This window comes from Clostridium sp., assembly GCF_036660475.1.
Lineage (GTDB): Bacteria > Bacillota > Clostridia > Clostridiales > Clostridiaceae > Clostridium_J.
In genome coordinates this window covers 185,883-198,552 of sequence record NZ_JAVXAO010000009.1, presented here as the reverse complement: position 1 = coordinate 198,552, position 12,670 = coordinate 185,883, and the positions used below count along the sequence as shown (strand labels likewise).

Annotated in this window: 13 protein-coding genes; 11 read left to right on the top strand and 2 right to left on the bottom strand. The window is 30.7% G+C overall.

The window, feature by feature from the left end:
- Nucleotides 1-76: 76 nt before the first annotated feature.
- Both RSA29_RS13410 and RSA29_RS13405 read right to left on the bottom strand, forming a co-directional pair.
- Nucleotides 77-358: a helix-turn-helix transcriptional regulator gene (locus tag RSA29_RS13410; protein ID WP_346944177.1), complete on the bottom strand. Its 282-nt coding sequence runs from the start codon at nucleotides 356-358 to the stop codon at nucleotides 77-79.
- A gap of 259 nt (nucleotides 359-617) precedes the next feature.
- Nucleotides 618-1,073 carry a helix-turn-helix transcriptional regulator gene (locus RSA29_RS13405; RefSeq protein ID WP_346944178.1) on the bottom strand — a complete coding sequence of 152 codons (456 nt, stop codon included), beginning with the start codon at nucleotides 1,071-1,073 and terminating at the stop codon, nucleotides 618-620.
- On the opposite strand from RSA29_RS13405, the gene RSA29_RS13400 reads away from it, so the two are divergent.
- From RSA29_RS13400 to RSA29_RS13350, 11 genes are all read left to right on the top strand, one after another.
- A complete protein-coding gene (locus tag RSA29_RS13400; protein ID WP_346944179.1) occupies nucleotides 1,074-1,562 on the top strand; it encodes an ATP-binding protein in 489 nt (162 codons plus the stop codon).
- Between the two features lie 23 nt (nucleotides 1,563-1,585).
- A complete protein-coding gene (dprA, locus tag RSA29_RS13395) occupies nucleotides 1,586-2,680 on the top strand; it encodes a DNA-processing protein DprA (RefSeq protein WP_346944180.1) in 1,095 nt (364 codons plus the stop codon).
- Nucleotides 2,681-2,872: 192 nt separating this feature from the next.
- Entirely contained in the window at nucleotides 2,873-4,957 is a 2,085-nt protein-coding gene (gene topA, locus RSA29_RS13390; RefSeq protein WP_346944181.1) for a type I DNA topoisomerase, read from the top strand.
- Between the two features lie 208 nt (nucleotides 4,958-5,165).
- Nucleotides 5,166-5,939, top strand: coding sequence for a GTP-sensing pleiotropic transcriptional regulator CodY (gene codY / locus RSA29_RS13385; protein ID WP_346944182.1), 774 nt, complete (start codon nucleotides 5,166-5,168; stop codon nucleotides 5,937-5,939).
- Nucleotides 5,940-6,218: 279 nt separating this feature from the next.
- Nucleotides 6,219-6,920 (top strand): 30S ribosomal protein S2, encoded by a 702-nt coding sequence (gene rpsB / locus RSA29_RS13380; protein WP_346931827.1) that lies wholly within the window; start codon nucleotides 6,219-6,221, stop codon nucleotides 6,918-6,920.
- A 131-nt stretch (nucleotides 6,921-7,051) separates the two neighbouring features.
- On the top strand, nucleotides 7,052-7,972 hold the full coding sequence (tsf, locus tag RSA29_RS13375) for a translation elongation factor Ts (protein WP_346944183.1): 921 nt from the start codon (nucleotides 7,052-7,054) through the stop codon (nucleotides 7,970-7,972).
- A gap of 169 nt (nucleotides 7,973-8,141) precedes the next feature.
- Nucleotides 8,142-8,864, top strand: coding sequence for a UMP kinase (gene pyrH, locus RSA29_RS13370; RefSeq protein WP_346931829.1), 723 nt, complete (start codon nucleotides 8,142-8,144; stop codon nucleotides 8,862-8,864).
- 13 nt (nucleotides 8,865-8,877) lie between these two features.
- A complete protein-coding gene (gene frr / locus RSA29_RS13365; protein WP_346931830.1) occupies nucleotides 8,878-9,435 on the top strand; it encodes a ribosome recycling factor in 558 nt (185 codons plus the stop codon).
- A gap of 108 nt (nucleotides 9,436-9,543) precedes the next feature.
- On the top strand, nucleotides 9,544-10,302 hold the full coding sequence (locus RSA29_RS13360) for an isoprenyl transferase (protein ID WP_346944184.1): 759 nt from the start codon (nucleotides 9,544-9,546) through the stop codon (nucleotides 10,300-10,302).
- A 16-nt stretch (nucleotides 10,303-10,318) separates the two neighbouring features.
- Nucleotides 10,319-11,116, top strand: a complete 798-nt coding sequence (locus RSA29_RS13355) for a phosphatidate cytidylyltransferase (protein WP_346944185.1) — start codon at nucleotides 10,319-10,321, stop codon at nucleotides 11,114-11,116.
- Nucleotides 11,117-11,511: 395 nt separating this feature from the next.
- A complete protein-coding gene (locus RSA29_RS13350) occupies nucleotides 11,512-12,666 on the top strand; it encodes a 1-deoxy-D-xylulose-5-phosphate reductoisomerase (RefSeq protein WP_346944186.1) in 1,155 nt (384 codons plus the stop codon).
- The last annotated feature ends 4 nt before the right edge of the window (nucleotides 12,667-12,670 follow it).

Genomic DNA, 12,670 nt, shown 5'->3' with positions numbered 1-12,670 from the left:
AAATTATGTGCAGAAATTTTGATATTATACATAAATAGGTATAAGTAAATTTAAAGCTTAGAATATACTTAAAATCCTAGGCCCTAATATGCTTTTTATAAACTTTTATGCAGTCATTAATGTATTCCTCGAGTTCTTTATTAGCTTTAAAGTTTTCTTTTATGGATGTTTGTCCAAATAGATAATCGATTGATACGTTATAAAAATTAGCTAACTCTATTATATTTTGCATGCTAGGTTCTCTTAGTCCACTTTCCCAATTAGCTATTGCTTGTCTAGATATATTAAATTTAATAGCAATATCTTCTTGTGTAAGTTTCATTTCAACTCTTAAATCCTTAATTCTATCACCGAACATAAAAAACACCTCAGTAATATTTTACCAAGAAGAATTATTTTGTCATCTTTTGCAACAAAATGTATAATTATATTAGAAAAAGCAACATACAGTTGCTAAAAGCTAGTTTGCATAGCGAACAAATGTTTGTTATAATGGGTTTGTTCTTAAAAAGTTAATTAAGATGGGGATGGTTTAATTGTTAATTGTTATTAGTAAGGATAAGGGGAAACGTAAAGTTAAAATAATAAAAAGAAAGAAGAAGTAGGTATTAAAAATGCTACTTCCTTCCTTCTTTATATTCATTTATACGAGTTGTTAGTTTTGTATTTATTTTTTCATAGTTTATATGTTTAGAGCAGCAGTCATCTATAGCGCCGTTATATAATTCAAGTAGAGCATCTAATTGTTTGTTATTTCTAAACCCATAGTAAGCTTTAAGTGTTTCAATTTTGTCTTTAAGCGTTTTGGTTGGAAGAGAAGAATAGTTCAAAAATGAGTATGAATCAACTTTAAAGTGTCTACAATATAAAAAATAATAATAAAATGATAATTTATATTTGCCTTTTTCAATATTTCTAAGCGTGTTTTCAGATAACTTTAAGGCTATTGATAATTCTCTTAAAGTTGTGTTGTTGTTAAGTCTTAAATTAGTTATAAGGTGGCACCTGTTAATATCAACTTTTTCCCCTATATAATTAGAAGGAATTTTTTCAATATACTTCCGACTTAACATTTGCATCTTTGCCCTTGTGGTAAATATGGAGGTGTTTTAAATAATTGTAAGTGTACGGACCATGAAATTAATAGATATTTAGCTCGATTATCTGGACCATTGCTAGATAGGATCGATATATTTACATCGGTAAATCCAGTGTCATATGGTGAGATAAATAGTAATAAGGTCGAAGAAACATCTGAAGCTATAAGGAGAAGAATAATAAATGCTAGAGGAATACAGAGCAATAGATTTGAAAGTGATGGGATAAAGTGCAATAGCGAAATGACTTCAAAACACATAAAATCATATTGCAAATTAAGTGAAAATTGCGCTAAAATTCTTGAATATGCTTATAATAGATATGGATTAAGTACGAGGGTGTACAATAGAATACTGAAAGTGGCTAGAACTATTGCTGATCTGGATTCGAATGTAAATATTGAAGAAAATCATATCATTGAAGCACTACAATATAGAAAGTATGTAAGACAAGAAATAATTTAATGATGAATCATGAGGAGAGAATTATGGATAAGTTGTTGAAGGTATGGTTAATGACTACAGAAATATCTAATGAGAACAAGAAAAAAATTTTTAGTGAATTTTCTAGTGGAGAAGCTTTGAAAAATATAGTGTTTTTGAGGGAGTCTGATATTTTAGAGGGGAAAGTTATTAAGAAATTGTTAAATTCATACGAGATTATTAATGAAAATAATATTTTTGAACATATGGAAAGAAGTAATATACATGTAACAACAATATATGATGAAGAATATCCAAGTAGTTTGAAGTTGTATAAAGATTCTCCTTTTGGGATGTTTTATAAGGGTGATATAACTAATATAAACAAGTCGAAAAGTATATCCATAGTAGGATCTAGGCGGTGTAGTAGGTATGGCATTGATGTTACAAATAGCATTATAAATGAATTATCAGGTTATGACATAAATATTATAAGTGGAATGGCTAGAGGTGTAGACTCTATTGCACACAGAGCTGCTATAGAAAACAATATTAATACTGTAGCGGTGTTAGGTAGTGGAATTGATGTCATATACCCAAGAGAAAATATAAGGTTATATAATGATATCATTGAAAGTGGTGGGTGCATTTTGAGTGAATTTCCATTGGGAACAGAGCCTTTTAGTAGAAATTTTCCAATGAGGAATAGAATAATAAGTGGTATAAGTGATTTGTTAGTTGTAACAGAGGGTGGAGAGCGAAGTGGCACATTAATAACAGCCGGAAATGCATTAGAGCAGGGGAAAGATATTATTGTGGTTCCGGGAAGTGTATTTTCAAATGAAAGCAAAGGAACTAATAAACTTATAAGGGATGGGGCATATGTTTTTACTGAAATAGAAGATATTTTAAATTTATTGAATATTTCTAGAATTAGTATGAATAATAATATAGAAACCCTTATAAAGAGTGCATTGGAAGAAAAAATATATAATTTAATTGATGATAATCCGATACATATTGATAGTATAATTAAATCAGCAGATATTGACATAAATCAATTATATAAGTTATTATTTGAGTTGCAAGCAAAAGAGGAGATTTTATGTTTAAGTGGAAACTTCTATGTTAGAATTAATAGAATTGCCAATACTAGATAAGATTAATAATGGAGTATAGATTTTAGTAGCTTAGAGAGATGGTAAATATTGTATATTTAGAATGTCTGTTTCGTAAAACATAAAAATTTTAAATGTGTTATGTAGGTTTAGATGATGGATGAAATTAATTATAAAAAATGCTTATAGTATTTGAAAAGGTTTTAAATTATAAGCTACAATGGAGGGGTTAAAATGGGGCAACGATTAGTTATAGTTGAATCGCCAGCGAAAGCAAAAACTATCAAAAAATATTTAGGTAAAAATTATGTAGTAGAAGCATCGATGGGACATATAAGAGATTTACCGAAGAGTCAATTAGGAGTAGATATAGAAAATAATTATGAGCCTAAGTACATAACAATTAGAGGAAAAGGTGAATTGTTAGATAAAATTAAAAAGCAAGCTAAGAAAAGTGAAAAAATATATTTAGCAACTGACCCTGATAGAGAGGGAGAGGCTATATCATGGCACCTTGCTAAGGTTTTGAAGATAGACACCAATGAAGCATGTAGAATAGAATTTAATGAGGTAACTAAAACTGCGGTAAAAAATGCAATTAAATCTCCAAGAAAAATAAATCCAAATGTATTTGATGCCCAACAAGCTAGAAGAGTTTTAGATAGATTGGTTGGATATGAAATAAGCCCTATACTTTGGAGAAAGATAAAATGGGGACTGAGTGCAGGTCGAGTTCAATCAGTATCACTTAGAATAATATGTGATAGAGAGAAGGAAGTATTAAAGTTTATACCGGAAGAGTACTGGACCGTTGAGGGGAAAGTATCTAAGAAATCAGATACGAAAACATTTACAATTAAGCTCCAAAATAAAATGGGTAAAAAAATAGTTATAAATAATGAAGAAGAAGCTAATAATATAATAAATGATATAGAAAAAGGTGAATTTGTAGTTAGTGATGTTAAAGAAACATCTAAGTTAAAGAATCCTCTTCCACCATTTACTACAAGTACACTTCAACAAGATGCTTATAGAAAAATAAATTTTTCAACTAAGAAAACAATGTCAGTAGCTCAACAATTATATGAGGGTATTGATGTTAAAGGATATGGAACAGTTGGTTTAATAACTTATATGAGAACAGATTCAGTAAGGATATCTGATGAGGCGCAAATTTCAACAGTTGATTTTATAAAAAATAATTATGGTGAGGAATATGTACCTAAGATTAAAAAAGTTTATAAAGGAAAAAAAGGTTCACAAGATGCCCATGAAGCAGTGAGACCTACAGATGTAGAAATTAGTCCGGCAATAGCAAAAGAATCACTTAGTAATGATCAATTTAAGTTATACAATCTCATCTGGAATAGATTTGTAGCAAGTCAAATGGAAGCGGCTATTATTGATACTACATCAATAAGTATAAATAATGGGGATTATAACTTTAGAACTTCGGGATTCAAAGTTAAATTTGATGGATTTACAAGAATATATTTAACTGAAAATGAAGAAGAAAATGAAAATTTAAAATTACCTAATTTAGAAGTTGGAGAAAATCTTAAAAATAGGACGTTAGAGCAGAAACAGCACTTTACACAACCACCTGCAAGATTTTCAGAGGCTACATTAGTGAAAACTTTAGAAGAAAATGGGATAGGAAGACCTAGTACTTACGCTCCAACTATATCAACATTGTTAGGCAGGCAATATGTAGAAAGAGATAAAAAGGTTTTAGTTCCAACTGAACTTGGTTTTATTGTGAATAATTTAATGAGTGAATACTTTAAACAGATTGTGGATGTTGAATTTACAGCTGAAATGGAAAATAAGCTGGATAGAATTGAAGAGGGCGAAACTCATTGGAAAGATGTTGTTGCGGAATTCTTTAATCCATTAAAGGAAGCAATTGATATAGCTGAAAAAGAAATAGCTAAAATTACAATTGAGGATAAAGTTTCAGATATACCGTGTGACAAATGTGGTAAATTAATGGTTATAAAAAAGGGGAGATTTGGTGATTTTCTGGCATGTCCAGGGTATCCAGAATGCAAAAACACTAAGACTATGGCTAGAGAATTAGATGTTCCATGTCCAAAATGTGGAGGAAAAATTCTTGAAAAACGAAGTAAAAAAGGAAAGTTGTTTTATGGGTGTGGGAGTTATCCGGAATGTGATTTTGTAAGTTGGCATGAACCTACTGCCGAAAAATGTCCAGAGTGTGGAAGTGTAATGGCTAAAAGGTATAGCAAGGCAAAAGGTGATTACTTAGAATGTATAAACACAGAATGTAAACATAAGGAAATAGTAAATAAACAGTAAAAAAAAGATGATAAATCAAGCTGGATTAAATTTAAAAATAAAAAATGTCGAAACTTGAGAAAAGAACTTGATGTACCAAGTGCTATGTGGTATGATGTGAGAGAAACAATTCGAAGATTTGGAAATATACAAAATATTTCGAAACTTGATTAAGGAAAAAATACTTTATGTCATTGAAGTTATGGCAATACACAAGGAGGAATAAAAAGTGTCATTATTAGACAAAACAAGAAAATTAAATAAAATACTACAGAAATCAGGTTCAGAACCAGTGGTTTTTGATGATATATGCGAAATTTTAAGCGAAGTATTAGATTGCAATGTATATATAATCAGTAGAAAAGGAAAAGTTTTGGGGTATAATTTATCCCATGGATTTGAATGTGAAAATGTAAAGAAAAAAGTTGTTGAAGAAAAAAGGTTCCCAGAAGCATATAACAATAAATTGCTAAATATTGAGGCAACTAGAGCAAACATGGCAAGTAAAGGTATTTGTGTTTTTGAGGGCGATGTTAAATGTAACTTTGAAGATATGAAATCTACAATTGTTCCAATTAACGGAAATAGAGAGAGATTAGGTACTTTACTATTATCTAGATTTGGAAGAGAGTTTACAGAAGAGGATTTGGTTATAGCTGAGTATAGCGGGACTATCGTAGGTATGGAAGTACTGAGAGCTAAAACAGTTCAAATTGAAGAAGAAGCTAGAAAAAAAGCTATAGTTCAATTAGCTATAGGAACTCTATCTTATTCAGAATTAGAAGCCGTAGAGCACATATTTAATGAACTTGATGGAAGCGAAGGTTTATTAGTTGCTTCTAAGATAGCAGATAAAGTTGGAATAACTAGATCTGTAATAGTAAATGCACTAAGAAAGTTTGAAAGTGCAGGAGTTATAGAATCAAGATCATTAGGAATGAAAGGTACTCATATCAAAATCCTTAATGATAAGTTGATGGATGAACTTAACAAACTTAAGTAAAAAATAAAAATCCCTATTTGGGATTTTTATTTTTACATAAATATCTTAATTAACCTTGTGGACTTAATTCTTTGCAAATTTTACAGTTTTATATTTAATTTAAAATTTTTGATTATAAACTCTAAATTTATAAGCAAAAATCATTGAAAATAAAATTTGAATATGGTACAATACACAAGGTAAGAAAATACACACACTACTTTATTTATTAAAAGGTGCCTTTAAGGTCTTTAATAAAAATGATGGTAGTGGAGGAAAAAAACCAGGAGGTATATTAAAATGGCAGTTATTTCAATGAAACAATTATTAGAAGCAGGTGTTCACTTTGGACATCAAACGAGAAGATGGAATCCTAAAATGGCTCGTTACATCTTCACTGAGAGAAATGGTATATACATCATCGACTTACAAAAAACAGTTAAGAAAATTGATGAAGCTTACGATTTCATAAAATCAGTATCAGCAGAAGGAAAAGATATACTATTTGTTGGAACTAAAAAACAAGCGCAAGAAGCTATCCAAGAGGAAGCTATAAGATCAAACATGCACTTTGTAAACAACAGATGGTTAGGTGGAATGTTAACTAACTTCAGAACTATCAAAACAAGAATTGGTAGATTGGAAGCGTTAGACAAAATGGAAGAAGATGGAACTTTTGAAGTTCTTCCTAAGAAAGAGGTTATAAACCTTAGAAATGAAAGAGAAAAACTTGAAAAAAACCTTGGCGGAATTAGAAGTATGGAAGCTAGCAATATAGGTGCATTATTCATAGTTGATCCAAGAAAAGAGAAAAATGCTATACTAGAAGCTAAGACATTAGGAATTCCGGTAATAGCTATAGTAGATACAAACTGTGATCCTGATGATGTTGATTATGTAATCCCAGGAAATGATGATGCTATAAGAGCAGTTAAATTAATAACAGAAAGATTAGCAGATGCTATAATCGAAGCTAGACAAGGCGAAGAAATAGCTGAATAATATATAAAATCTTTTAAACTTAATTTTAAACAGCCTCATCTATGGTTGTAAAACATAGGAAATTTCAAAGGTAGATGAGAGAGAAATCTTTCATTTACCTTTTTATTAGGAAAATATAGGGAGGAATAAATATGATAACAGCAGCAATGGTAAAAGAGTTAAGAGAGAGAACAGGATCAGGAATGATGGACTGTAAGAAAGCTCTAAGTGAAACAAACGGAGATATGGATAAAGCAATCGAAGTTTTAAGAGAAAAAGGATTAGCAGCAGCAACTAAAAAAGCTGGAAGAATAGCAGCAGAAGGTATAGTTACAACATACATATCTGAAGATATGAAAGTTGCTTCAGTAGTAGAAGTTAACTGTGAAACAGACTTCGTTGCAGCAAATGAAGATTTTAAAGCATTAGCAGATAATGTAGCAAAAATGGCAGCAGCTACTAGTGCTACAACTGTAGAAGAATTATTAGCAGAAAAATATATAGCAGATGAAAGTATTGTATTACAAGATGCGGTTACAGCTTTAATTGCAAAATTAGGCGAGAACATGTCTGTAAGAAGATTTGAGAAATTTGTAGCTAATAACGGAGTAATTCAAAGTTATATCCATGGTAATGGGAAAATAGCTGTTTTAGTTCAATTAGGATGCGAAAAAGAAGCGGAAGTATTACAAGTTGTGGGTAAAGATTTAGCAATGCAAGTAGCAGCAGCTAACCCATTATTCTTAAATAAAGATCAAGTAGATAATGAATCTTTAGAAAAAGAAAAAGAAATATATAGAGTTCAAGCTCTTAACGAAGGTAAACCAGCAAATATCGTTGAGAAAATGGTAATGGGAAGAGTAAGTAAATATTATAAAGAAGTTTGTTTAGTAGAGCAAGTATGGGTTAAAAATGGCGATTACACTATAAACAAATATGTTCAAGAAGAAGGAAAGAAAATTGGAGCAACTATAGAGGTTGTTAAATTTGCTAGATTTGAAAGAGGCGAAGGAATCGAAAAAGCTGAAGAAAACTTTGCTGAAGAAGTTCAAAGACAAGTTCAAGGTAAATAATACAATATAATAAAAGAGAACCTAGGTTCTCTTTTTTTAAAATCTACATGTAGGTATAATTGGTATTAAAGCGATTTTGTATTAGTAAATAGGCAGAAATTCTAGTTACATTTAATGGAATTAAGCTTACTAAGGTGCAAATATATTGAGTTGGAGGTATAATGTATATATGGAAACTGCGAAATATAAGAGAGTCATGCTTAAACTTTCAGGAGAAGCATTAGCAGCAGAAAAAGGGTATGGCATAGATTTTGATACAGCTAACACTATTGCGGTACAGATTAAGAAATTAGTAGATATGGGTGTTGAAGTTGGTGCGGTTGTTGGTGGCGGAAACATATGGAGAGGCAGAAGTGGGGAAGGTATGGATAGAACTACTGCTGATTATATGGGAATGCTTGCTACGTGTATCAATGCTTTGGCATTACAAGATTCATTAGAAGCTATAGGGGTTAATACTAGAGTTCAAACAGCTATTGAAATGAAAGAAATAGCAGAACCTTATATCAGAAGAAGAGCAATGAGACACCTTGAAAAAGGGAGAGTTGTAATATTTGCAGCAGGAACAGGAAATCCATATTTCTCCACGGATACTACTGCGGCTTTAAGAGCGGCAGAAATAGAGGCGGAAGTTATTCTATTAGCTAAAAAAGTTGATGGAGTATATGACAAGGATCCTCACAAATTTGAGGATGCTATTAAATTTGAAAATTTATCTTATATCGAGGTTTTGGAAAAAGGATTGCAAGTTATGGATTCTACAGCGACTTCATTATGTATGGATAACAATATTCCAATACTTGTATTTGGTTTAGACAAACCGGAGAATATTATAAGAGCAGTAAATGGTGAAGATATTGGTACGTTAGTATCATCTAATATAAATAAATAGTGGAGGTAATTTTATGGTAAAAGATATCATTAAAAATGCTGATGACAAAATGAACAAAACTATTCTAAGTTTAAAAAACGAATTTTTAACATTAAAGGCTGGTAGAGCTAATCCTACTATGTTAGATAGGATTCAAGTAGAATCTTATGGATCTATGGTGCCTTTAAATCAGGTTGGAAGTGTATCTGCACCAGAACCTAGGGTACTTGTAATTCAACCTTGGGATAAAAGTACTTTAAAAGATATAGAAAAAGCTATATTGAAATCAGATTTAGGAATTAATCCTAGTAGCGATGGTCAAGTAATAAGACTTATAGTACCTGAGTTAACAGAGGAAACTAGAAAAAATTTAGTTAAAGCAGTTAAAAAATTTGGCGAAGATGCTAAAGTTGCAATAAGATCTATAAGACGTGATGCTAATGATAAAATTAAAACATTAAAGAAAAATAGTGAAATAAGTGAAGATGAATGTAAAAAAGCTGAAGACACTATTCAAAAAGAAACAGATAAATTTATCAAATTAGTTGATAAAGAAGTAGAAACTAAAGAAAAATCAATAATGTCAGTATAGATAAGGCGTTGAAGATGACTAAAATAAAACCTGCAAATATTGCAGGTTTTATTACTAAGTATTTATGTTATAATAACACCATAAATATTTGGAATGGAGAGGTAAAATTTGGATATATTTAATCGAAAAAAGAGTACTGGTAGTAAAGAAATAATAAAACTAGATATGGATAGAATTCCTGCTCATATTGCTATAATAATGGATGGTAATGGTAGGTGGGCAAAAGAAAGAAAACTTCCAAGAACTATGGGACATAGGGCTGGGATGAAGAATATAAAAATGGTGGTTCAAGAAGCTAGTGAATTAGGAGTAAGGTATCTTACATTATATGCATTCTCTACTGAAAATTGGAAAAGGCCTCAAGATGAGGTTGGTGCATTGATGAATTTGGTAGTTGAATTTATAGATAAAGAATTTGATGAATTACATAAAAACAATGTAAGGCTTAATTCTATAGGTGATATTAGTAAACTTCCGGAAAAATCAAGGAAATCTATAGACAATGCAAAAGAGAAAACGAAGGAAAATACGGGATTAACCCTTAATATAGCACTAAATTATGGTGGAAGAGATGAAATTATAAAAGGTGTAAAAGAGATAGCTGAACTAATACTAAAGAAAGATATGAATATAGAAGATATTGATGAAAATTCGATATCGGAGCATTTATATACAAAGGGTATGCCGGATCCAGATATTATAATAAGACCAAGTGGTGAGTTAAGATTAAGTAATTACTTGTTATGGCAAAGTGCATATTCTGAATTTTGGTTCTCGAATATAAACTGGCCTGATTTCACTAAGGAAGATTTAAAAAGGGCTATTTTTGACTTTCAAAAGAGGGACAGGAGATATGGTGGAGTATAATTAAGAGGTGAAGGAAATGAATCAACGATATGTAGGAGCTTTAGTGTTAGCGCCATTATTACTATTAATTTTTTTGGGAGGATACTATCTAAAAATATCCGTAGTACTATTATCGCTTGGAGGTATGTATGAGTTTTATAGGGTAAGTAGAATTAGTGGATATAAACCGGTTGCAACTGTTGGATATATATTGTGTTTAGCATATTATATGTATATAGGAAATGGGTTTAATTTAGCAATTGCAGTGAATGTATTTATTTTAGTGGTATTCTTACTTATGATCCTTCCGGTAATTAATACGGAAAGAAATTTTATTGATATAGGACTTACAATTCTTCCTTGCTTTTATGTGGCTGTTTTCTTTAGTTTTATATTATTGCTTAGCATGGAGAAGAATGGAAACTATTTTGTGTGGCTTATATTTATATCTTCATGGTGTTGTGATACAATGGCATATTACTTTGGAAGATATCTTGGAAAGCGGAAATTGGTACCAAAAGTTAGTCCTAAGAAGACTGTAGCTGGTGGTATAGGTGGATTATTAGGAAGTGTGTTAGGATGTACTATTTTTGGATATATAATAAGTAGGTATGGTATTAATGTACAATTGTATCATTATGTGTGGATAGGTGTTTTAGGCGGTGTATTTGGACAATGTGGAGATTTTGTGGCTTCATCGATAAAAAGGCACACTGGTGTTAAAGATTACTCTAATTTAATACCTGGTCACGGAGGAATTTTAGATAGGTTTGATAGCATACTGCTTGTATCGGTAGTTGTTTATTACTATATAAATATTTTTGTTTTAGTTTAGATGATATTTATAAAATCGTATTATATTATAATTTTATAAATAATATGTATTTTATCATTATTATTCAAAATATAATATTAATTTCAAGTAAGCTAGCATGTGGTATGAAACTACGAGCTAGCTTTTATTAGTATTTAGAAATTTAATAAAAATTAAATATTAAGATTTTGTATTCCTGGCTGTTATAAGGTATAATATTTGTATATTTAGCTAGAAAGTATTAAAAAAATTTGCTTATCATTTTGGTCAATTGGAATAATATAGATATAACAATTAAGGATTCAATGGAGTTGGTATAGATTCTTTTGTAGTGAAAAATGTTATAGGTGATTCGGATTATTGATTTGGAACCTGGCTAATGATGAATAGAGGTTAAACTTAAAGGAGAGATACTAATGAAGAATATAAGTATACTTGGAGTTACGGGGTCTATAGGAACACAGGCCTTGGATGTAATAAGAGATGATCGAAATGAAATAAAGTTAGTAGGTGTAACGGCACATAGGAATTTTCAAAGGTTAGTGGATATTATAGATGAGTTTAGTCCAAAATATATAGGAGTTACAGATGATGAATGTTATAAAAAAATTAAAAAATACTGTGAAGAGACTAATAAATTAGTAGAGATATTTCAAGGCGAGGAAGCTCTAGAAAAGATAGCTACATTGAGTGAAATAGATACTGTACTAACTTCGGTAGTTGGAATTGCAGGATTAAAACCAACTATAAAAGCTATAAGAGCAAAAAAAAATATAGCTCTTGCAAATAAGGAAACTTTGGTAGTTGCAGGTGAAATAGTTATGAGAGAAGCGAAGGAGAATGGAGTTGAAATACTTCCAGTAGATTCTGAACATGGAGCTATATTTCAATGTATGGAAGGAAATGAAAAAAAGCATGTAAGTAAAATAATACTTACCGCTTCAGGGGGGCCCTTTAGAGGACGAACTAGAGAAGAGCTTGTTGGTATAATGCCAAGTGAGGCGCTGAAACACCCAAAGTGGAATATGGGTAAAAAGATTTCAATAGATTCATCTACATTGGTAAACAAAGGGCTTGAAGTAATAGAAGCTCATTTTCTGTTTGGAATTGCATATGAGGATATTGAGGTTATAGTACACCCACAAAGCATTGTACATTCAATGGTGGAGTATATAGATGGGTCTATTATTGCCCAGCTTGGAAGTACGGATATGAGACTTCCAATTCAATATGCATTAAATTATCCAAAGCGTAAAAATGCTGTAGCAGCTAAACTTGACTTTACACAGGTATCAAATCTTACTTTTGAGCAGGCGGATACAAAGACATTTAGATGTCTAGAGTTAGCTTTTAAAGCGGGTAAAATTGGTGGTAATATGCCAGCAATATATAATGGTGCTAATGAAATAGCTGTAGAATTATTTTTAGATGAGAAGATAGAGTATTTACAGATTGAGGAAATAATAGAAGAATCAATGAATGAATTTTCTTATGTAAAAAACCCATCTTTGAATGAAGTTTTAGACATAGATAAGAAAGTAAGAGAATATGTTTTAAGGAAGTACGTATAGTAGT

Excerpts from the sequence above, each read along its gene's own strand:
- RSA29_RS13410 (WP_346944177.1), bottom strand. The coding sequence starts at position 358 with ATGTTCGGTGATAGAATTAAGGATTTAAGAGTTGAAATGAAACTTACA.
- RSA29_RS13405 (WP_346944178.1), bottom strand. The coding sequence starts at position 1,073 with ATGTTAAGTCGGAAGTATATTGAAAAAATTCCTTCTAATTATATAGGG.
- dprA (WP_346944180.1), top strand. The coding sequence starts at position 1,586 with ATGGATAAGTTGTTGAAGGTATGGTTAATGACTACAGAAATATCTAAT.
- topA (WP_346944181.1), top strand. The coding sequence starts at position 2,873 with ATGGGGCAACGATTAGTTATAGTTGAATCGCCAGCGAAAGCAAAAACT.
- rpsB (WP_346931827.1), top strand. The coding sequence starts at position 6,219 with ATGGCAGTTATTTCAATGAAACAATTATTAGAAGCAGGTGTTCACTTT.
- tsf (WP_346944183.1), top strand. The coding sequence starts at position 7,052 with ATGATAACAGCAGCAATGGTAAAAGAGTTAAGAGAGAGAACAGGATCA.
- pyrH (WP_346931829.1), top strand. The coding sequence starts at position 8,142 with ATGGAAACTGCGAAATATAAGAGAGTCATGCTTAAACTTTCAGGAGAA.
- frr (WP_346931830.1), top strand. The coding sequence starts at position 8,878 with ATGGTAAAAGATATCATTAAAAATGCTGATGACAAAATGAACAAAACT.
- RSA29_RS13355 (WP_346944185.1), top strand. The coding sequence starts at position 10,319 with ATGAATCAACGATATGTAGGAGCTTTAGTGTTAGCGCCATTATTACTA.
- RSA29_RS13350 (WP_346944186.1), top strand. The coding sequence starts at position 11,512 with ATGAAGAATATAAGTATACTTGGAGTTACGGGGTCTATAGGAACACAG.